At 70.6% G+C, this 21,813-nt stretch carries 14 protein-coding genes; 11 read left to right on the forward strand and 3 right to left on the reverse strand.

Annotation, left to right across the window (positions count from 1 at the left end):
- Positions 1–62: 62 nt before the first annotated feature.
- On the reverse strand, positions 63–3,257 hold the full coding sequence (gene ileS / locus H976_RS0123450) for an isoleucine--tRNA ligase (protein ID WP_027863503.1): 3,195 nt from the start codon (positions 3,255–3,257) through the stop codon (positions 63–65).
- Positions 3,258–3,714: 457 nt separating this feature from the next.
- On the opposite strand from ileS, the gene H976_RS29785 reads away from it, so the two are divergent.
- The 7 genes from H976_RS29785 to H976_RS28315 all read left to right on the forward strand — a co-directional run bounded on the left by H976_RS29785 (position 3,715) and on the right by H976_RS28315 (position 12,808).
- Positions 3,715–4,638 carry a TraR/DksA C4-type zinc finger protein gene (locus tag H976_RS29785; protein ID WP_081683141.1) on the forward strand — a complete coding sequence of 308 codons (924 nt, stop codon included), beginning with the start codon at positions 3,715–3,717 and terminating at the stop codon, positions 4,636–4,638.
- Positions 4,602–5,204, forward strand: coding sequence for a signal peptidase II (lspA, locus tag H976_RS0123465; protein ID WP_231389032.1), 603 nt, complete (start codon positions 4,602–4,604; stop codon positions 5,202–5,204). The genes H976_RS29785 and lspA overlap by 37 nt, the downstream gene beginning before the upstream one ends.
- Positions 5,201–6,142 (forward strand): RluA family pseudouridine synthase, encoded by a 942-nt coding sequence (locus H976_RS0123470; protein ID WP_027863506.1) that lies wholly within the window; start codon positions 5,201–5,203, stop codon positions 6,140–6,142. The genes lspA and H976_RS0123470 overlap by 4 nt, the downstream gene beginning before the upstream one ends.
- On the forward strand, positions 6,132–6,872 hold the full coding sequence (locus H976_RS29335; RefSeq protein ID WP_051277409.1) for a GNAT family N-acetyltransferase: 741 nt from the start codon (positions 6,132–6,134) through the stop codon (positions 6,870–6,872). The genes H976_RS0123470 and H976_RS29335 overlap by 11 nt, the downstream gene beginning before the upstream one ends.
- A 231-nt stretch (positions 6,873–7,103) precedes the next feature.
- Positions 7,104–10,646, forward strand: a complete 3,543-nt coding sequence (gene dnaE / locus H976_RS0123480) for a DNA polymerase III subunit alpha (protein WP_027863507.1) — start codon at positions 7,104–7,106, stop codon at positions 10,644–10,646.
- Complete coding sequence (locus H976_RS0123485; RefSeq protein ID WP_027863508.1) at positions 10,643–11,218, forward strand: hypothetical protein; 576 nt, start codon at positions 10,643–10,645, stop codon at positions 11,216–11,218. The genes dnaE and H976_RS0123485 overlap by 4 nt, the downstream gene beginning before the upstream one ends.
- A gap of 18 nt (positions 11,219–11,236) precedes the next feature.
- Entirely contained in the window at positions 11,237–12,808 is a 1,572-nt protein-coding gene (locus tag H976_RS28315) for a hypothetical protein (protein WP_036227702.1), read from the forward strand.
- A 2-nt stretch (positions 12,809–12,810) separates the two neighbouring features.
- On the opposite strand, the gene ybaK is transcribed toward H976_RS28315, so the two are convergent.
- Positions 12,811–13,299, reverse strand: a complete 489-nt coding sequence (ybaK, locus tag H976_RS0123495; RefSeq protein WP_027863509.1) for a Cys-tRNA(Pro) deacylase — start codon at positions 13,297–13,299, stop codon at positions 12,811–12,813.
- 8 nt (positions 13,300–13,307) lie between these two features.
- The gene (locus H976_RS0123500; RefSeq protein WP_231389033.1) at positions 13,308–13,973 is read right to left on the reverse strand and encodes an LON peptidase substrate-binding domain-containing protein; all 666 of its coding nucleotides are present in this window, start codon (positions 13,971–13,973) and stop codon (positions 13,308–13,310) included.
- A gap of 117 nt (positions 13,974–14,090) precedes the next feature.
- Between H976_RS0123500 and H976_RS0123505 the strand changes: the two genes are divergently transcribed.
- The 4 genes from H976_RS0123505 (at position 14,091) to H976_RS0123520 (ending at position 21,801) form a co-directional block, all read left to right on the forward strand.
- On the forward strand, positions 14,091–14,699 hold the full coding sequence (locus H976_RS0123505; RefSeq protein ID WP_027863511.1) for a TetR/AcrR family transcriptional regulator: 609 nt from the start codon (positions 14,091–14,093) through the stop codon (positions 14,697–14,699).
- Positions 14,700–14,802: 103 nt separating this feature from the next.
- Positions 14,803–17,589: an MMPL family transporter gene (locus tag H976_RS28320; RefSeq protein ID WP_231389041.1), complete on the forward strand. Its 2,787-nt coding sequence runs from the start codon at positions 14,803–14,805 to the stop codon at positions 17,587–17,589.
- Positions 17,582–19,663: a YhgE/Pip family protein gene (locus H976_RS0123515; protein ID WP_027863512.1), complete on the forward strand. Its 2,082-nt coding sequence runs from the start codon at positions 17,582–17,584 to the stop codon at positions 19,661–19,663. The genes H976_RS28320 and H976_RS0123515 overlap by 8 nt, the downstream gene beginning before the upstream one ends.
- Positions 19,660–21,801: a DUF4185 domain-containing protein gene (locus tag H976_RS0123520; RefSeq protein ID WP_027863513.1), complete on the forward strand. Its 2,142-nt coding sequence runs from the start codon at positions 19,660–19,662 to the stop codon at positions 21,799–21,801. The genes H976_RS0123515 and H976_RS0123520 overlap by 4 nt, the downstream gene beginning before the upstream one ends.
- Positions 21,802–21,813: the final 12 nt, after the last annotated feature.

Genomic DNA, 21,813 nt, shown 5'->3' on the forward strand with positions numbered 1-21,813 from the left:
CGGCTGGCAACTTCATACGTCCTGGTCGTGATGGCGACCAGGACGTATGACGTTGTGGCGCCCTAGATCCGGTACACGGTGAAGGCGAGTCCGAGGGCCGGGTCGGACTGCTCCAGGCCGTCGGCGGTGTCAGCCTCGGCGATCGTCGAGGCCAGCACCTCACGGGCGATCAGCTCGCGGTGCTCCTCGATCGCCTCGCGCGTCTCGACCGAGCCCGCCTGGTCCAGCACGTGCCAGCTGAGCGCGATCCGGTCGGAGACCTCGAAGCCACCGGTCTTGCGGGCCTCCTGGATCATCCGCACCACCTCGCGCGCGACACCGGCGCGGCGCAGCTCGGGGGTCAGCTCGAGGTCGAGGGCGACGGTCTCGCCCTGCTCGTTGACCACCGACCAGCCTTCGCGCGGGCGCTCGGAGATGATCACCTCGTCGGTCAGCACCTCGACCGGCTCGCCGTCGAGGTCGACGCTCGCCCTGCCGTCCGACTTCAGGGCGTCGGCGAGGGCCCCGGCATCGGCAGCAGCGATCGCGGCCGCGACCCGCGGCGTGTCCTTGGCGAAGCGCTTGCCGAGAGCCCGGAAGTTGCCCTTGGCGGTGTGGTCGACCAGGTCCGCACCGGCGGAGGAGAGCGGTTCGATGGCGGCGACGTTGAGCTCGTCGGCCACCTCCTGGCGCAGCTCCTCCGAGAGCCGGTCGTACGCCGACGTGGCCACCAGCGCCCGCCGCAGGGGCTGACGCGTCTTCACCTTGGCCTCGGCCCGAGCCGCCCGGCCGAGCTCGACCAGCCGACGGACGAGCTTCACCTGGGCGGCCAGGTCATCGTTCACGAGGCTGCCGTCGACCCGCGGCCAGCTGGCCAGGTGGACCGACTCGGGCAGCTCCTCGGAGGTGCTAGCGAACAGGTCGCGCCACACCCGCTCGGTGATGAACGGGGTCAGCGGCGCGAGGGTCAGGGTCACGACGTACAGGCACTCGTGCAGGGTCGCGAGCGCGGCCGCGTCGCCGGCCCAGAAGCGACGCCGCGAACGGCGGACGTACCAGTTGGACAGGTCGTCGACGTACGCCGAGAGCAGTGACCCGGCTCGCTGGGTGTCGAAGGACTCGAGCGCCTCGGTGACCGCCTGCGCGAGCCGGTGTGCCTCGGAGAGCGCCCACCGGTCCAGGGCCGGGCGGTCGGCCAGGTCGGGTGCCGGATCACCCGGGCTCCAGTCGGAGGCCCGCGCGTAGAGCACCTGGAAGGCGACCGTGTTCCAGTAGGTCAGCAGCACCTTGCGGACGGTCTCCTGGATGGTCGTGTGCCCCACCCGACGGGCGGCCCAGGGCGACCCACCTGCGGCCATGAACCAGCGCACCGCGTCGGCGCCGTGCTCGTCCATCAGCGGGATCGGCTCGAGGATGTTGCCGAGGTGCTTGGACATCTTGCGCCCGTCCTCGGCCAGGATGTGGCCGAGGCAGAGCACGTTGAGGTAGGACGACTGGTCGAAGACCAACGTCCCCACCGCCATCAGCGTGTAGAACCACCCACGGGTCTGGTCGATGGCCTCGCAGATGAAGTCGGCCGGGTAGGCCTGTTCCAACCGCTCGGCCGAGCCCTCGACGTGCGGGTAGCCCCACTGCGCGAACGGCATCGAGCCGGAGTCGAACCAGGCGTCGATCACCTCCGGCACCCGACGCGCCTGCTCGCCGCAAGTCGGGCACGCGAAGGTGATGTCGTCGACGAAGGGCCGGTGCGGGTCGAGACCGGACTGGTCGGTGCCGGTGAGCTCGCTCAGCTCGGCCAGGGATCCCACGCAGACCTGGTGGTCCTCGTCGCAGCGCCAGATCGGCAGCGGCGTACCCCAGTAGCGGCTGCGGGAGAGGGCCCAGTCGATGTTGTTGTCCAGCCAGTCGCCGTAGCGCCCGTGCTTGATCGTCCCGGGGTACCAGTTGGTGTTCTCGTTCTCCCGCAGCAGGGCGTCCTTGATCTGGGTGGTGCGGACGTACCACGACGGCTGGGCGTAGTAGATGAGCGCGGTGTGGCAGCGCCAGCAGTGCGGGTAGCTGTGCTCGTAGGGCACGTGCCGGAAGAGCGCGCCCCGCTCGGTGAGGTCCTCGACGAGGTCGGTGTTGGCGTGCCGGAAGAACTGCCCACCGACCAGCGGTACGTCGACCTCGAAGTGGCCGGTGCGGTCGATCGGGTTGACCATCGCGACGCCGTTGCGCCGGCAGGACAGGAAGTCGTCCTCGCCGAAGGCGGGGGACTGGTGCACGAGACCGGTGCCGTCCTCCGCGGTGACGTAGTCCTCGTTGACCACGAAGTGCGCGTCGGGCAGGTCCCGGTCATCGGTGCGGGCCGGCCAGTCGACCAGCTCGAAGGGCCGCTGGTAGGTCCACCCGACCATGTCGGCGCCGCTGAACCGGTCCCCGACCGTCCAGCCGCTCTGCCCATCAGAAGGGGCGAGCGCCTTCTCGACGAGCGACTCCGCCACGACCAGCGTTTCCTCGCCGTTGCTGGCGGTCACGTAGGTCATCTCGGGGTGAGCGGCGACGAGCGCGTTGGAGACCAGCGTCCACGGTGTCGTCGTCCAGATCAGCAGCGAGGCCTGTCCGGCGTACGGGCCGGAGGTCAGCGGGAACCGCACGTAGACCGACGGGTCGGTCACGGTCTCGTAGCCCTGCGCGAGCTCGTGGTCGGAGAGGGTCGTCCCGTCGCGGGGGCAGTACGGCGCGACGCGGAAGTCCTCCTGCAGCAGTCCCTTGCCGTGGATCTGCTTCAGCGCCCACCAGACCGACTCGACGTACTCCGGGTCCATGGTGCGGTAGGGCTGGCGCATGTCGATCCAGCAGCCCATGCGGTCGGTCATCTCTTCCCAGAGGTCGACGTGGCGGAGCACCGACTCGCGGCAGCGGGCGTTGAACTCCGCGATCCCGAAGGCCTCGATGTCGGCCTTGCCGGAGAAGCCGAGCTCCTTCTCGACGGCGAGCTCGACCGGCAGGCCGTGGCAGTCCCAGCCCCCCTTGCGGTTGACCTGGTAGCCCTGCATCGTCCGGAACCGCGGGAAGACGTCCTTGAAGGTGCGCGACTCGATGTGGTGCGTCCCCGGCCGACCGTTGGCGGTGGGCGGACCCTCGTAGAACGTCCAGGTGCCAGGAGAATCGGGGGCGCCGGCGTTGCGCGCGACCGACTTCTCGAAGATCTGGCGCTCACGCCAGAAGGCGAGCACGTCGCGCTCGAGTGCGGGGAGGTCCACCTGAGGGGGGACAGGGAGGTAGCTGGTCACTGCGGTCCTTCGTCGTCGTGGTGCTCTGACGAAGGGACGAGGTCCGGCGTACGTCGTGCGCACCCCTGGCCCCCGCGGTACCACCCTCCTTGGCCGGCCACCTGCTCGCCGACCCACTTCATGGGTGACCCGGTCGGGTCCACCGCTGCCGGGTCTACTGACCTCGGGCGCCGACTGGCGCGCCCCAGGCGTTCTTCCGGCGACTCCGGGCTGATGTTCTCCTGTGCCGTGCCACCGGGCTCACACCGTCCCCAGCTCGCTCATGGCCGTGCAGTCGGGTACTCGTCCCCTCCACGCCGTGCGGTGGGACCAGTGTGCCAGAAGTGTGGAACGTGCTCCGCCTGTGTGGCAGGCTGCCTGCGGCACGGCGAGTTGAAGGGGATCGACTCGCCGTCTATCCTCGCGCCACCACGTATGACCCCGCTGATCCAGCCACCCGTTAGGGGCGCCCACCGCAATGGCCACTGCTAGCCGCAAGTCCTTGGCAAGCCGCGCAGGAGCAGCGGCTCGCAAGGTCGTCTCCCGCTCGACCTCGTCTGCCGGCAAGAAGGCTGCCGCCGCCACGGCTCCGGCCAAGAAGTCGGCCGCGAAGAAGACGGCCGCGAAGAAGTCGGCCGCGAAGAAGGCTCCGGCGAAGAAAGCGGCAGCGACCAAGACGGCGACCAGGAAGGCCCCGGCGAAGAAGGCTCCCGCCAAGAAGGTCGCCGCGAAGAAGGCTCCCGCCAAGAAGGTCGCCGCGAAGAAGGCTCCCGCGAAGAAGGCTCCCGCGAAGAAGGCTCCCGCAAAGAAGGCTCCCGCGACCAAGACGGCGACCAAGAAGGCGACCAAGAAGGCCCCTGCGAAGAAGGCTCCCGTCAAGAAGTCGACCGCGACGAAGACCCCGGCCAAGAAGGTGGTCGTCACCCAGCCACCGTCCAAGAAGGCCCCGGCCGCCACGGCTGCGAAAAAGGCCTCCAGGTCGGTGGCCACCAAGCGGGCCGCCTCCCCGTCGAAGCTGATGGTGCTCGACGTCGAGGAGCCGTGGACCAAGGCCGAGCTCGACGGCGTACGCCGCCAGCTCAACGACGACGTCCAGCGCCTCACCGGCGAGCTCGTCGAGGTCGAGGGCGACCTGGCCGGGATGATCGAGAACTCCGGCGAGGGTGCCGGCAACGACCAGGCCGACGTCGGCTCCGCGTCCTTCGAGCGCGACCAGGAGATGGTCATCGTCAACAACGCACGCGACATGCTCGTGCAGTCGCAGCACGCGCTGGAGCGCATCGCCGACGGCAGCTACGGCCAGTGCGAGATCTGCGGCAACGCGATCGGCAAGAACCGGCTGATGGCCTTCCCGCGCGCGACCCTGTGCCTGAGCTGCAAGCAGCGCGAGGAGCGTCGCTGATCGCGAGCGAGACGTCCGGAGACCCGACGACCGGCGCGTCGCCCGGTGACGCCCCCCGCCGTCGCCTCTCCGCTCCAGCCCTCGCGTTCGTCGTCGCGGCGGTGGCGCTCGCCGTCGACCAGGTCACCAAGGTGCTCGCCGTCCGTGAGCTGAGCGACCGGGCGCCGGTCGAGGTCGTCGGCTCGCTCTTCCAGCTGCGGCTGCTGCGCAACCCCGGTGCGGCGTTCAGCGCCGGTGCGTCCCTGACGCCTCTGATCTCGGTGGTCGCCGTGATCGCTGTCGTCGTGGGCATCTACTTCGCCTCCCGTGTCGGGCACCGCGGGTGGGCCGTCGGGCTCGGTCTGCTGCTGGCCGGGGTGACCGGCAACCTGGTCGACCGCATGCTCCGCGCGCCCGGGCCGTTCCGGGGACACGTCGTCGACTTCTTCGAGCTGCCGCACTGGCCGGTCTTCAACATCGCGGACATGTGCATCGACGCCGCTGGCGTCATCTTCGTCGTCCTGCTCATCCGTGGCATCCGCCTCGACGGGTCGCGTCACGAGGAGCAGGCCCGGGAAGACTCGTGACCGTCGGCGGCGGGGAGCAGCGCACACTGCAGGTGCCCGAGGGGCTCAGCGGCGAACGCGTCGACGTCGGCCTGGCCCGGATGTTCGGCATCTCCCGCAGCAAGGCGGCCGACCTGGTGGCCCAGGAGCTGGTCACCGTCGACGGGCGCGCCGCCGCCAAGTCCGACCGGCTGGTGCCGGGGGCGATCCTCGACGTCACCTTCCCCCGTGAGCCCGACCCCCTCGAGGTGCGTGCCGAGGTGGTCGAGGGCATCCGGATCATCCACGACGACGACGACATCGTGGTGGTCGACAAGCCGGTCGGGGTCGCAGTACACCCGTCGATGGGGTGGACCGGCCCCACCGTGGTCGGCCACCTGCGTGGGGCCGGCTACCAGATCGCCACCAGCGGTGCCCCGGAACGCCGCGGGATCGTGCAGCGGCTCGACGTCGGTACGTCGGGGGTGATGGTCATCGCCAAGAGCGAGGCGGCGTACTCCCGGCTCAAGAACGCCTTCCGCCGCCGTGAGGTCGACAAGACCTACCACGCACTCGTGCAGGGCCATCCGGACCCGCTGGAGGGCACCATCGACGCCCCGATCGGGCGGCACCAGAGGTCCGACTGGAAGTTCACGGTCCACGAGGACGGCAAGCACAGCGTGACCCACTACTCGACGCTGGAGGCGCACCGGTTCGCCAGCCTGCTCGAGGTGCACCTCGAGACCGGCCGAACCCACCAGATCCGGGTGCACATGGCCGCGCTGAAGCATCCCTGCGTCGGCGACCTCACCTACGGCGCCGACCCGACGCTCGCGCAGCGGGTGGGCTTGGAGCGGCAGTGGCTGCACGCGGTGCGGCTCGGCTTCGAGCACCCCGGGACCGGTGACTACGTCGAGTACGAGTCGTCGTACCCCGATGACCTGGCCCACGCCCTCGAGGTCATCCGCGATGCCGACTGACCCATCGGAGCCGACCGACCTCGTCCTGCGACCTGCGACCGAGGACGACCTGACGGAGGTCCTCGCGGTGTTCGCGGCCGCGTCACAAGGTCCGGGACAACCGCTGGAGTCGCGCAGCCCGGAGCAGGTCCGGGCGTGGGTGCAGGACCTGCCGGCGCGCGGGCAGGAGATCTGGGTGGCGACCCGCGACGACACCGTGCTGGGGTTCCTGAGCCTGCGCGGCTCCTGGGTGCCGCTGCTGTTCGTCCACCCCGAGCGCCCCGGCCGCGGTGTCGGGGCCGCCCTGATCGACCTCGCCAAGGGACTGCGGCCCCACGGCTTCGGGTTGCGAGTCCACGAGGCCAACACCCGGGCCCGCGACTTCTACCGGCGGCACGGGCTGATCGAGCTCGAGTCCACCGACGGCAGCAGCTATGACGACGACGCCCCCGACGTGCAGATGGCCTGGCTCGGGGACCTACCGCTGGCCTACCTGAGGGGACGGATCGACGAGGTCGACGACGAGCTCGCCGTACTCCTCGCCCGGCGGGTGGCCCTCGCCGCCGCTGTCCAGGACCACAAGGAGGTCGGCGGCCACGCCGGCCGCGACCCCGAGCGCGAGGCCGAGATCGTGCAGCGGATGGCCGAGCACGTCCCCAGCCTCGACCGCGACGTGCTGGCCACGATCATGCACACCGTGATCGCCGAGAGCCTGGCCGCCTGGGAACGAGGCTCCGGCCAAGCCGGATAGTCCAGAACGAACGGCCGCCGCGGAGGCCGTCTGGACCGGCTTTTCGTACTGGACTACCCGGTCCTGCGCCCAAGCTGGATCGGGCCCCGTGTCCCTGTCAGGACGGGCTGTCATGCTGAACTACGCTGGCGACCTTCCCCAGAACGACCAGGCCCAGCACCAACCAGGCGTCGGCCTGGGCGTAAGACTGCCGTGTCCACCCAGAGCTCCGGGAAGGGCTGATCGACCTCCATGTCACTTGGGACCGCCGGCCGGGACGGCTTCGTCCACCTCCACGTCCACACCGAGTACTCCATGCTGGACGGTGCGGCGCGGCTGGGGGACATGTTCGACCGGACCGCCGAGCTCGGCATGGACGCGATCGCGATGACCGACCACGGCAACGTGTTCGGCGCCTACGACTTCTGGGCCAAGGGGCGGGCCGCGGGGGTCAAGCCGATCATCGGCATGGAGGCCTACTTCACCCCCAACACCTCCCGGTTCGACAAGAAGCGGGTGCGCTGGAACGACGGCGGTGACGACGACGTCTCCGGCTCCGGCGCCTACACCCACATGACGCTGCTCGCGGAGAACACCAAGGGCATGCACAACCTCTTCCGGCTCTCCTCGCGGGCCTCGATGGAGGGCTTCTTCTACCAGCCACGCGCCGACCGCGAGCTCTTGACGGAGTACGCCGACGGGCTGATCGCCACCACCGGGTGCCCGAGCGGCGAGGTCCAGACCTGGCTGCGCATCGGCGACTACGACAAGGCCCGCCAGGCGGCCGCCGACTTCCAGGACATCCTCGGCAAGGACAACTACTTCCTCGAGCTGATGGACCACGGCCTCACCATCGAGACCCGGGTCCGTGACGGCCTGCTCCGGCTGAGCAAGGACCTCGGCATCCCACCGGTCGCCACCAACGACTCCCACTACGTGCTCAAGGAGGACGCGCCCTCCCAGGAGCACCTCCTGTGCGTGTCCTCGGGCAGCATGATGAGCGACCCCAAGCGGTTCAAGTTCCAGGGCGACGGCTACTACATCAAGTCGGCCGCCGAGATGCGCGAGCTGTGGGCCGACCGCAACGGTCTCCCGGAGGCCTGCGACAACACCCTGCTGATCGCCGAGCGCTGCGACGTGGAGTTCACCGAGGGCAACGGCACCTACATGCCGCGCTTCCCGGTCCCCGAGGGCGAGGACGAGAACTCCTGGTTCGTCAAGGAGGTGGAGAAGGGGCTGCGCTTCCGCTACCCCGACGGCATCCCCGACGCGGTCCGCAAGCAGGCCGACTTCGAGGTCGGCGTGATCACCGGGATGGGCTTCCCGGGCTACTTCCTCGTCGTGGCCGACTTCATCAACTGGGCCAAGGACAACGGCATCCGCGTCGGCCCGGGCCGCGGCTCGGGTGCGGGCTCGATGTGCGCCTACGCGATGCGCATCACCGACCTCGACCCGCTCAAGCACGGCCTGATCTTCGAGCGCTTCCTCAACCCCGACCGCGTCTCGATGCCCGACTTCGACATCGACTTCGACGAGCGTCGTCGCGGCGAGGTGATCCGCTACGTCTCCGACAAGTACGGCGACGACCGGGTCTCGATGATCGTCACCTACGGCACCATCAAGGCCAAGCAGGCGGTCAAGGACTCCTCGCGGATCCTCGGCTACCCCTTCGCCATGGGCGACCGGATCACCAAGGCGATGCCGGCTGCGGTGATGGGCAAGGACGTACCGCTCAAGGAGATCTTCGACCCCGAGCACAAGCGCTACAACGAGGGTGGCGAGTTCCGGCAGCTCTACGACGGCGACAACGACGTCAAGACGGTCGTCGACACCGCGATCGGCATCGAGGGCCTCAAGCGCCAGTGGGGCGTCCACGCGGCCGGGGTGATCATGTCCAGCGAGCCGCTGCTCGACGTCATCCCGGTGATGCGACGTCCGGCCGACGGCGCGGTGATCACCCAGTTCGACTACCCGACCTGCGAGAAGCTCGGCCTGATCAAGATGGACTTCCTCGGGTTGCGCAACCTGACGGTCCTCGACGATGCCCTGATCAACATCGAGTCCAACCGCGGCGAGAAGGTCGTCCTCGAGGAGCTCGAGCTAACCGACGAGCTGACCTACAAGCTGCTCCAGCGCGGTGACACCCTCGGCGTCTTCCAGCTCGACGGCGGCCCGATGCGGGCCCTGCTGCGCAGCATGCAGCCCGACACCTTCGAGGACATCTCCGCCGTTGGCGCGCTGTACCGGCCGGGCCCGATGGGAGCCGACTCCCACAACAAGTACGCCCGCCGCAAGACCGGCCGCGAGCAGGTCGAGCCGCTGCACCCCGAGCTGGCCGAGGCGCTCGAGGACGTGCTCGGCGAGACCTACGGCCTGATCGTCTACCAGGAGCAGGTGATGGCGATCGCCCAGCAGCTGGCCGGCTACACGCTGGGCCAGGCCGACCTGCTGCGGCGCGCGATGGGCAAGAAGAAGAAGGAGGAGCTGGACAAGCAGTTCGAGACCTTCTCGGCCGGCATGACCGAGCGCGGCTTCTCCCACGGGGCGATCAAGACCCTGTGGGACACCCTGCTGCCGTTCTCCGACTACGCCTTCAACAAGGCCCACTCGGCGGCGTACGGCCTGGTGTCCTACTGGACGGCCTACCTCAAGGCCAACTACCCGGCCGAGTACATGGCCGCGCTCCTGACCTCGGTCAAGGACGACAAGGACAAGATGGCGATCTACCTCAACGAGTGTCGCCGGATGAAGATCCAGGTCCTGCCGCCCGACGTCAACGAGTCACAGGCCAACTTCACCCCGGTCGGCACCGACATCCGCTTCGGCCTCACTGCCGTTCGCAACGTCGGCTGGAACGTCGTCGAGCAGATCATCGCCACCCGCCGCGAGCAGGGACGGTTCACCGACTTCGCCGACTTCATGGGCAAGGTCCCGGCGCAGGTCTGCAACAAGCGGCTGGTGGAGTCGCTGATCAAGGCCGGCGCCTACGACGAGATGAAGCACGGCCGCCGCGCCTTGCTGGCGGTCCACGAGCAGGCGGTCGACCAGTACGTCGACATCAAGCGCAACCAGGCCATCGGCCAGGACTCGCTCTTCGGCGGGCTCGACGACGACAGTGCGGGCTTCGGCGTGAGTGTGGTGGTGCCCGACATCGAGGAGTGGGACAAGCAGACGCTGCTCGGCCACGAGCGGGAGATGCTCGGGCTCTACGTCTCCGACCATCCGCTGACCGGTCTCGAGCACGTCCTGGCCAACGCCGCCGACTGCACCATCGGCCAGCTGCTGACCGACGAGGAGCGCTCCGAGAACGCCCCGGTCACCATCTGCGGCCTGATCACCACCGTGACGCGCAAGATCACCAAGACCGGCAACGCCTGGGCGATCGTCACGGTCGAGGACCTCGAGGGCGCCATCGACGTCCTGTTCTTCCCCAGCGACTACCAGCTGGCCAGCACCCTCCTCGTCGAGGACACCGTGATCGCGGTCCAGGGCCGGCTCGACCGCAGCAAGGACCAGCCCGAGCTGCGCGGCAAGAGCGTGTCCACGCCGGCGATGGACGACCGCGGGGTCGGGCCGGTGCTGATCACGATGCCCTCGACCCGGTGCACGCCACCGGTGGTCGAGCAGCTCAAGGAGGTGCTCCGCACCCACCCCGGCACCACCGAGGTGAGGCTGAAGCTGGTCACCCGCGGCGCCACCCGGGTGCTCCGGCTCGACGACCGCCTGCGCGTGTCCGCCTCCCCGGCGCTGTACGGCGACCTCAAGCACCTGCTCGGGCCGGGATGCCTGGGATGACCCCGGAGACCCAGCCGGACCTGGACGCCCCGAGCGACCCGACCCCGGCCTCGTCCCAGGTCGTGCCCGCCCTGCTGGACGTCCTGGTCGTCGCCGTCTGGTTCGCCGCGGCGGGCCTGGTCGGGGGCTGGCTGTGGGCGCACGTCGTGTCCTTCCCCCAGGTGGTCAAGGAGGGCAACAACGCCACGGTCGCCTCCGAGGAGCTGGCCAAGCAGGTCGGGATGGACGGCTGGTTCTTCGTCATCGCCCTGGTCGGTGGGCTGGTCAGCGGCGTGGTCCTGCAGGTGTGGCGACACCGCGACCCGATCCTTACCGTGGTGCTGGTGACCCTGGGCGGGGGACTGGCCTCCTGGCTGATGATCCAGTCCGGCGACGCCTTCGGGCCCGGTGACCCGGTCGCGGCCCTGCGCAAGCTCCCCGACGGTGCCCACGTCTCCGAGCAGCTGGTCCTGCACGCCCACGGGGTGGCCTGGGTGTGGCCCATCGCGGCGGCCTTCGGCGCCATGCTCTACCTCTGGGTCATCAAACCGGCCGAGGAGGAGCCCGAAGCCGGTACCCTGCCGGAAAAATGACGTCACCCCGGGGGAAGCATGTCCGAGCACACCACCGTCCTGCCCGAGTACTCACCGCCGCCTGAGCCGCGCAGGTCCTGGGGCGTCGTCGCCGTCGTGGCGTCGGTCGTGGTGGTCGTCCTGGTCGCGGCCGGCGGCTTCGCCGCCTGGCGCTGGTTCAACGGCGCCGGTCCCCGGCCGGCCGAGGTACTGCCGGCCTCGACCTTCGCCCTCGTCACCGTCGACCTGAACCCCTCAGGCGGGCAGAAGGTCGAGGCCATCAAGACCCTGCGCAAGTTCCCCAGCTTCCGCGACGACGTCGGCCTCAAGCCCGACTCCGACCCGCTCAAGCGGCTCTTCGAGGAGATGCAGAAGGACGGCACCTGCAAGAGCCTCGACTACGAGCGCGACGTCAAGTCCTGGATCGGCCAGCGCCTCGGCTTCGGCGGGGTGGAGCTCGACGGGAAGCCGGTGCCGGTCGCTGCGCTGCAGGTCAGTGACGCCGACAACGCCAAGGGAGGCTTCGCCCGGCTCCTGAAGTGTGTCGACGACAGCGGCCCTCTCGGCTGGACCCTGGCCGACGACTACATCGTGATCAGCGACAGCAACGCGCACGCCAAGGAGATCGCCGCCGACGGCAAGAAGTCGCCGCTGTCGGAGAACGACGACTTCCAGAAGTGGACCGACGAGGCGGGCGGCGCCGGGATCATGAACGCCTACGTCGGTCGCAAGGCGGTCGACGTGATGTCCGAGGCGCTGAGCTCGGGATCCGGTGGTCTCGGCGGCCTCGTGGACGGCCCCGCGGGCTCCGACGACGAGGAGCAGCTCGCCGACATGCTCGCCGGCTACAAGGACTTCCAGGGGGCCGGCGCGGTGCTCCGCTTCGCCGACGGCGGCATCGAGCTGTCGGCGGCCGGCAGCGGCGGCAAGGCGACCCGCACCTCGGCCACGGTGGCCGACCACGTCTCGGCGATGCCTGCCGACACGGCCATGCTGCTGGCCTTCGCGGTCCCGCCCCGGGCCTTCAAGCTGCTCGAGGACGCCGACCCCAACGGGTCAGGCTCGGAGTTCCTCGGCAGCATGCTCGGCCTCGACTTCCCGAAGGACCTCGAGACCCTGCTCGGCAAGTCCATCAGCATCAGCCTCGGTGGTGACGCCCCGGACGACCTCACCTCGATCAACGAGCCGGGCGACGTCTCGCTGGGGGCGTTGATCCACGGCGACTCGGCCGGCATCGACGCGGTGATCGCCAAGCTGGAGAAGGCCCTCGGTGGTTCGCTGGCCGACCTGCAGGTCGTCAAGAAGAGCGGGGACGGCAAGGTCGTCCTGGCCAGCAACGAGCAGTACGCCGACCAGCTGCTCGGCACCGGCAAGCTCTCCGACGACGCGGGGTTCAAGGACGCCGTACCCCACGCCGACGACGCCCAGATGGTCGGCTACGTCGACTTCGACGGCGAGTGGGGCCAGGCCGTGCTCAAGACCATCCGCGAGGAGGGTGGCTCCGACGACAAGGAGGTCGCCGACAACCTCGCGGTGCTGCGCGCGCTCGGGATCAGCGCGTGGACCGACGGCGAGGTCTCCCACGGCCTGGTGCGGGTCGCCCTGAAGTAGGCCTAGCGCCCGATGGGCGCGACCTGGGCCTCCAGCAGCCGGACCAGGTCGCGCGGGTCGAGTCCCAGGTCGAGGCCGCGCTTGCCACCGCTGACGTAGACGGTCGGCAGGTCGAGGGCCGATACGTCCAGCACGGTGGGCAGACGCCGTTTCTGGCCGATCGGGGAGATGCCGCCGACGACGTAGCCCGTCGTACGCTCCGCGACCGCAGGGTCGGCCATCGCGGCCCGCTTGGCGCCGAGCGCCGCCGCCAGGGCCTTGAGGTCGAGCTGGCCGGTGACCGGGACGATGCCGACCGCCAGGCCGCCGTCGACCTCGGCGAGCAGGGTCTTGAAGACCGCCGCCGGGTCCAGCCCGAGGGCCTCCGCCGCCTCGAGCCCGTACGACGAGGCAGCCGGGTCGTGCTCATAGCTGTGCCGCGTGAACGCGACCCCCGCCTTCTCCAGGGCCACCGTCGCGGGCGTGCCCCCTGCTCCCGTTCGCCGTGCCATCGGGGCGGTCAGTTGGGGGACCAGCGGGTGCGAGCCACCTCGGTCGCGGGCAGGGAGGGGAGGGCGCGCATCGCACGCATCTCCTCGTGCAGGGTGCGCCGGAGCATGCCGAGCCGCTCCTGGGCACTGTCGGCCTCCAGCAGGGCCTGGCGCTGGGGGAGGGTCAGCAGGCAGGTGCTGGCCAGCGCGTAGGAGAGGTACGCCGGATCGGTGGGCATCTCGCCGGCGAGGACCGGACCACCGCGCAGCTCGGAGAGCGCCTCGCGGTAGATCTCGAAGGTGTTCAGGGTGCGCTCGGCCTCCGCCACCGCGTCCGGCTCGTCGGTGTCGGGCAGCAGCTCGACCTCGCCGCGGAGGAACGGCCCCGAGTTGTCCGACTCGGTCACGCGCAGTCGCTGGCGACCGATCACCTGGATGTCGAAGCGGCCGTCGTCGTACGGCTCCACCTCGGTCAGCTGCACCAGCGTGCCGATCCGGTGCGCGGACTGCATGCCGTGGTCGCCGACCTCGTAGCCCTCGCGGATCGCGATCACGCCGAAGACGCGGTCGAAGACGCTCTCGATGCCGACCAGCTCCCGGATCAGGGTGCGGTAGCGCTCCTCGAAGATGTGCAGCGGAGTCACGACACCGGGAAACATCACCGTGTTCAGGGGGAACAGCGGCACCTCGGTCACGGCTCCAACCTAGTGCGTGTGTCGGGTCCACGTGGTCGCGTGGTCGACCCGCCGGACACCGAGACGATCGCCCGGACTCGGCCACGGGAGCCAGCAGCGAGCGTTACGGTGGCGCGCGTGAGTTCATCAGTCGAGCTCGACGGCCGCACGGCGCGGCGCCACCGCAACACCGACGCCGTGCTGGACGCGGTTCACCAGCTGTTCGTGGAGGGGCACCGGCTCCCCACGGTCGAGGACGTCGCCCTGAAGTCCGGCGTCTCGCTGCGGTCCATCTACCGCTACTTCCCGGACCGCGACGAGCTCCTCCAGGCCGCCCTCGTCCGGCGCATGCAGGTGGCCGAGCCGTTCTTCCGCATCGACCACCTCGGCTCCGGGCCGCTGGGGGAGCGCATCGAGCGCTTCGTCGACCACCGCATCGAGCTCTACGACAAGCTGGCACCCACGGCGCGGGCGGCGCTGCAGGCGGCTGCCGCCGCCCCGGTGATCGCCGAGGTCGTGCGGCAACGTCGTTCCCAGCTCACCGACCAGACGCGTCAGCAGTTCGCCAGGGAGGTGGACGCCCTCCCTGGCGCTGAGGGGACCGACCTGCTGGCCGCGGTGGACGTGCTCTGCCAGTTCGAGGCCCTCGAGGCGCTGCGCGTGGAGCGGGGGCTCTCGCCCGCCCGCACCCGACAGGTGCTCGTGCAGGCACTGCGGGCCCTGCTCGGCGCACCTCGAGGCGTCTAGACCGGTCGCGCGTCGGGCTGCTCCGCGGTTCCGCTCTCCGTATGTTCTGACAGCATGACTGCCACAACATGCGAGCGCGATCTCACGGGAGCCTGACGTGTCCATGATGCTGTTCCGCCTCGGTGGGGCGATCGCCCGGCGCCGAGGCGTCGTGCTGGCCGTCTGGTTCCTGCTGCTCGTGCTCGCGGCTGGCGGAGCCACCATGCTGGGTGACAAGTACGACGACTCGGTCGCCATCCCCGGTACCGAGTCGCAGCAGGGCCAGGACGTGCTCAGCGCCCGGTTCGGCCTGACCGGGGCCAACGGCCAGGTGCTGCTGACCGCCACCTCCGGCAAGATCACCGACGAGACGAGCTCCGCCGACGTCGCCCAGATCATCAAGACGACCAACGCCGTGCACGGTGTCAGCGTCAGCAACCCGCTCACCGCCGACGACCCGGTGCTGTCCAACGACGACACCTCGACGATCGCCCAGCTCCGGTTCACCGACAAGGTGCCGTCGCAAGCCACCCTCGACGCGGTGCAGGAGGCAGCAACGCCCCCGAGGTCCTCGACGATCACGACCTCGGTGGGCGGCGATGCCTACAAGGCCACGGCGGAGCCGAGCCACGTTCCCGAGCTCCTCGGCCTGCTCGTGTCGTTCGTGATCCTCGCGATCACCTTCGGCGCCCTGCTGCCCGCCGGCATGCCGATCGTCTCATCGTTGATCGGGGTCGGCGTCACGCTGAGCTCGGTGGTCCTGGTCTCGTCGCTCGCCACCGTGTCGAGCAACGCCCCGACGCTGGCGGAGATGCTCGGCCTGGCAGTCGGTATCGACTACGCACTGTTCATCCTGTCGCGCCACCGACGCCATCTCGGCGAAGGACTCTCGCCGGCCGAGTCGATGTCGCGGGCGCTGGCCACGGCCGGCAGCGCAGTGGTCTTCGCAGGTGCCACCGTGGTGATCGCCCTGGCCGGGCTCTCGGTGGCGAAGATCCCGGTACTCACCGTCATGGGGCTGGCCGCAGCGGCAGCGGTCACCATCGCGGTGATCATCGCCCTGACCCTTGTCCCGGCGGTGGCCCTGCTCTTCGGCGAGCGCCTCCGGCCCCGGGCGGCACGTCCGCCGAAGAAGGAGAAGCGGAAGCGGAAGCCGCGGCCACCGAAGCCGGCCCGGGCCGGCTTCGGCGCGTTCTGGGTGCGCACCGTCACGCGCCTTCCGGTCCTCACCATCGTGGCGGTCCTCGGCTTGCTCGCACTCGCGGCGGTGCCGGCCGCCAGCATGCGACTCTCGCTGCCGGACAACAGCACGGCGCCCACCTCGTCGACCCAGCGCCAGACCTACGACAAGATCACGCTCGCCTTCGGCGAGGGCTACAACGCACCCTTGTCCATCGCGGCCGACGTCATCGCCAGCACCGACCCGAAGGGCACCGTCAGCAAGCTGTCCGATGCGGTCAAGACCGTCCCGGACGTCGTCGCCGTCACCCAGGCCACACCCAACTCCGGTGCCGACACCGCCCTGATCCAGGCCATCCCCTCAGCCGGCCAGACGGCCGCGTCCACCAGCGACCTGGTCCGCGAGCTGCGCAAGCGAGCGCCCGGCTGGGAGAAGGAGTACGGCGTCAGCCACATCCTCGTCACTGGGCAGACGGCCATCAACATCGACGTCTCGGAACGGCTCGGCGGCGCGCTGCTGCCCTTCGCCTGCATCGTCATCGGCCTGTCGCTGGTGCTGCTGATGATCGTGTTCCGCTCGATCGCCGTCCCGATCAAGGCGACCCTCGGCTACCTGCTCTCGGTCGGGGTGGCCCTCGGTGCCGTCGTCGCTGTCTTCCAGTGGGGCTGGCTCTCCAGCGTGATGGGGGAGAACCCCGGTCCCATCGTCAGTTTCCTGCCGATCTTCGTGATGGGCGTGCTGTTCGGGCTGGCCATGGACTACGAGATGTTCCTGGTCTCGGCCATGCGGGAGGAGTACGTCCAGTCCGGTGACGCGGTTCAGGCTGTGCACCGTGGCTTCCGTGCCTCGGCCAAGGTCGTCACCGCAGCGGCGCTGATCATGTCGAGCGTCTTCGTGGCCTTCATCCCGGGTGGGTCGGCCACCATCAAGCCGATCGCCCTCGGCCTGGCCGTCGGGGTCTTCGTCGACGCGTTCGTCGTGCGGATGACGCTGGTGCCGGCGGTGCTCGTGCTGCTCGGCCGGCGAGCCTGGTGGCTGCCGGGCTGGCTGGACCGGCTGCTGCCCGAGGTCGACGTCGAGGGTGCGGCCCTGCACCGCAAGGTCGAGTTCGAGTCGTGGGAGTCCGAGCACGGCGTGGCCGCCGTACTCGCCACCGACCTCGTCGTGCACGCCGGCGACCACCCGGTCGACGTCGTGGGGCGTCCGTCCCGGGTGACCAGGGTGCGTGGTGACCGCGCCCTCGGCAGCGTCCTGGCCGGCCGGTCGCGTCCGGCGAGCGGTCGCCTGCTCGTGGCCGGGCTGCTGCTGCCCGAGCAGCGCGAGGCCGTGAACCAGGTGGCCACGATGGTCGACCTGGCCGCCCCACCACCGGTGGACGCCGAGCGCCTGGTGGCCGCCCGGGCCAGGTTGGTCAGCTTCTCGCCCCGGCAACGACAGGCGTACGCCGTCCGGGCAGCCGGTCTGGTCGCCGAGCTGTCCGGCACGACCGGCGAGTCGTTGCGCGGCGCGGTGCTCGAGGCAGCCCTGGCCGTGTCCTCCTGCGCCGAGGTGATCGTGCTCGTCGGCCTCGACGAGCTCGACGCCGACCATCGGACGGCGGCGAGCGCACTCGCCGAGGAGCTGGCGGGCCGCGGCCTCGCAGTGCTCCTGGTCGACGGTGCGGCGGCACCGGCGTACGAGAAGGCAGGACCTGAGCTCGTCGAGAGCGGAGCAGGAGCAACGCATGAGTGAGCACGAGCAGGACACCGGTGCCGGACGACGTCGGTGGCCGCGGTACGCCGTACCCGGTCTGCTGCTCCCGCTGCTGGCGGCGATGGTGCTCCTCTGGTCGACCTCCGACCGGCAGCAGCACCTCGACAAGGTGCCGGTCGCCATCGTGAACAGCGACACGATCGTCTCCCAGCCGACCACCGTGGCCGCCGGCCGCTCGCTGACGGCCTCGCTCACCGACCCGACGAACGCGGACCCCAAGCTCGACTGGACCCTCACCGACAGCGAGGACGCCAAGGCCGGCCTGCGGACGGGCCGGTACTACGCCGTCCTCACCATCCCCTCGAACTTCTCGGCCGCGATCGTGTCGACCGGTGGGGACAAGCCGGTGCGCGGCCAGCTCACCCTGAGCAGCAACGGTGCGGCCAGCACGACACTGCCCTACATCAGCGAGCAGGTGGTCGCGGCGGCAGCCACCGCGCTCGGCAACCAGTCCACGCAGGGCTACCTGAAGAACGTGTACGGCGGGTTCAACCAGATCGCCCAGTCGAACCAGAAGGCCGCGACCAGCGCCGGGCAGCTCGCCGACGGGACCGCGCAGCTCTCCCAGGGCGCCGCCCAGCTCGACGACGGCGCCGGCAGCCTCGCCTCCAGCCTCGACCAGGTGGCGGCCGGAGCCGATCAGCTGCGCTCCGGGACTGCCTCGGTCAGCAGCGGCAGCGCCCAGGTGGCGAAGGGTGCCGGCGAGCTCGCCCAGGGCGCCCGCAAGCTCCACGGCGGCGCCGCCAAGCTGGCGCGAAGCAGCGGTGCGCTCGCCGGGAGGGCGACCGACTTCGCCGGACGCACCCGGCAGGTGGCCAGGGGTGCCCACGTCGTCGCGGACGGTGCGTCCCGACTGTCCACCGGCACCGGCACCCTGGCCGACGGCCTGCGCGACCTGAGCCAGCAGTGCTCCGCTGCCGGTGGGTCCGTGGGCTTCTGCCGGGCCCTCGACCGCTCGCGGGACCGGGCCGTTGCCCAGGCCGGGGCTGCCCGCGTGTTGGCGCGTGCCACGGAGGGAGTGGCACGTGCCAACACCACGGTCGCGGCCGGTGCCGGCGCGCTGGCCGACGGCGACCGTGGCATCGCCCGCGGGGCGCAGCAGCTGGACAACGCCAGTGGGCGACTCAGCGGCAGCGCCGGGAAGGTGTCGACCGGTGCCCGGTCCGTGGCGTCGGGCGCCAGCACCGTCAACAGCGCCACCGGCACGCTGGCCGGCGGGACCCAGGAGGCGTCGTCGGGAGCGACGTCGCTCGCGTCCGGGAGCGCCAACCTGAGCTCGGGCGCGAGCTCGGCCAACAGTGGAGCGCAGTCGCTGAGCAGTGGCCTGGCCAAGGGCGCGAAGGAGAGCCCGACGTACACGACCTCCCAGCAGGACGCGCTCGCCACCACCGTGAGCCAACCCGTCGACCTGAAGCACGCGACGCAGTACACCGACCACGGCAACGGCTGGCTGCTCGCGGCGATCCTGGCGATCATCCTGTGGCTGGCCGCCCTGGCCGGGGCGCTCGGCGTGGACATCTCTGCCGGCGCTCGCAACTCGCTCGCGCCGGTGTCCTCGCGCCGGATCGCGATCGTGCAGGCCCTCCCGGCCATCGGCCTGGCCATGGCCCAGGCGGTGGCCGTGCTGCTCGCGCTGGCCGTCCTGCGCGTGGACGTCGCGGCGATCGTGCCGTTCGTGCTCGTGACCCTGCTGGCGGCGCTCTGCTTCGCGTTGCTGGGCTACGCCCTCCGACTCGCGCTCGGCGGGGTCGGCGTCGGGCTGTTCGTGCTGTTCCTGCTGGCCCAGGTGGCGGCGCTCGGCAACGTCGTACCGCTGGAGACGGCGCCCGGTGCCCTTCAGCGGCTCAACGGGCTGATGCCGATGACGGCGTACGTCAACGCCACCAGCCAGCTGGCGTCCGGTGGGGCGGTCGGGTCGCGGACCAGTGAGATCCTCGTGATCGTGGTGTGGGGACTGATGGCCTTCGGTGCGACCGTGTTCATGGTCAAGCGGAAGCGGCTGGTGCGTCCGTCCGGTCCGGCCCGCGCGGTCACGGCCGGGACGGTGGCGTGAGCCGACGCACCTCGCGTACGACGTGGGCCGTCCTCGGGCCGATCCTGCTCGCCCAGGTCGGCCTGCTCGCGTGGCACCACACCCGGGTGACGGCCGAGCCACACCGGGTGCCGGTCGCTGTCGAGGGCCCGGCCGCCGTCTCCCAGAGCATCGCGCACCGTCTGAACGCGTTGCCCGGGGAACCGCTCGACGCGGTGGTGGTGGCCGAGGGCGACGACCCGCGTGCCGGCGTGCGCAACGGGGGCGTCGTCGCCGCTCTCGCGGTGGATCCCTCGACCCCCGGCAACGTCCTCTACGTGTCCTCGGTGAACGACCCGAAGATGACCAGCCTGGCGAAGACGATGGCGACGCGCGTCGGTACGCCGCTGGGGCGCACCTTCGTGACGCGCGTGGTGCCGCCCACCGAGCGCGACGGACCGGCCCGGTCGACCGTGGCCGTGGTCAGCGGCTGCTGGGTGGCCGGGGGGTTCCTGCTCGCCGTGCTGTGGCTAGTGGTGCGCTGGCGACGGGGTACGACGACCGCACCGGCCGTCCGTGCCCACCTGGTGCTCGTGGCGGCGTGTTCGGGAGTCAGCCTGGTCGTGGCCGTCGCCCTCGCCGCCGGCGGGTCGTGGTGGGCCTGGTGGGCGCTCGGGTTCGCGTGCACGTACGCCGCTGCCGTCTCGACGGTCGCGCTGGACGTGCTGTTCGGTCCGGTGGGGGTGGCCCTCGCCAGCACGCTGTTCCTCTTCCTGGCCGGCCCGCTCATGTCGGGTCGCGACCCCCATCTCCTGCCGGGCTTCTGGTGGCGGGTCGCACCCTGGACCCTGCAGGGCGCGACGCGCGAGATCGCGGGCACCATCGCCTGGTTCGGCTCGGCCGTCCCGCTGCGATCGATGCTGGTGCTGGGCGGTGTCATCGTGGTCTCGCTCGCGGCCCTGGTCGCGTCGGCGCAGCTGCGACGCCCGGTCGACCCGCACCGCCGGATCGAGGCGGTGCCCTGGCGGCTGCGCGTCGTGGCGCTCGTCCTGCCGCTGGCGGTCACCGTGGTGGCGGCCACCCTGCTCGCGCCCACCGGGGCTCGTGTCGTCAGCGCCCGGCCGGTGCCGGGGGCCTCGACGACCCAGTGCGTGGCCACGCCGAAGATCTCGACCCTCGCCGAGCTCAACCAGTTCGCCGGGAACGTGCGCGGCGAGCCGGCCTTCCAGGGGGCCGATGTCGGTGCCGACGTACTCCTCCAGGACGGTCGCCGTCTCTGGGTCTTCGGCGACACGTTGCGGGCCGCCGACTTCTCCGGCCAGCGCTTCGTCCGCAACTCGATGCTGGTCCTCGGTGGCGGCTGCGCGGCGACCGTGCTCCCCGCCGACCGCGGCGCGATCATCCCGGACCGCGGCGACGGGATCGGCTACTGGCCGATGTCGATCGCCCGGGTGCAACGCTCCGACTACGACCTCGTCGGGGTGGCCACGCAGCGCGTGAAGTCGACCGGCACCCCCGACGGCTCCTTCGCCTTCGAGTCGCTCGGCTCCTCGGTGGCCGTCTTCATCGTGCAGAAGGGTGGGACGCCGCAGCTGCTCGCGCAGCAGGACCTCGGGCCTGACGACAAGAACCCAGCCCATCCGCAGTGGGGTGCGGCGGCAGCGGCCCAGGGTGACTGGGTGTACCTCTACGGGACCGCGCGTCCCGACGAGAAGGGTGTCTTCGGGTTCTCCCTGCAGGTGGCCCGCACCCGGATCGAGAACATCCTGACGCCCTCCACATGGGGGTACTGGGACGGCCGGAAGTGGCAGGCCTCGCCATCGAAGGCCAAGGAGCTGATCGCCGCCGACCAGGGGGTCTCGCAGACCCTGAGCGTGTTCCCCCGGGACGGCCGGTGGTACGCCGTGAGCAAGCGTGACGAGTTCCTCGGCACCGACCTCGTCGTCTGGTCGGCCCCCGCGCCGACCGGCCCGTTCGACGACGGCACCGTCGTCGGGCACCTGCCCTCGGACCTGAAGACCGGCGAGCTGCGCTACATGCCGCTGGCGCATCCCGACCTGCTCGCCGATCCGGGCAGCGTGCTGGTCTCCTACAGCCGCAACAACACCGACCTGCAGAAGGTGGAGGACGACCCGTTCCTCTACCGTCCCCAGTTCGTGCGGGTCGCCCTGCCCCGTTAGACCACAATGGGG

It is taken from the genome of Marmoricola sp. URHB0036 (genome assembly GCF_000426045.1).
GTDB lineage: Bacteria > Actinomycetota > Actinomycetes > Propionibacteriales > Nocardioidaceae > Marmoricola.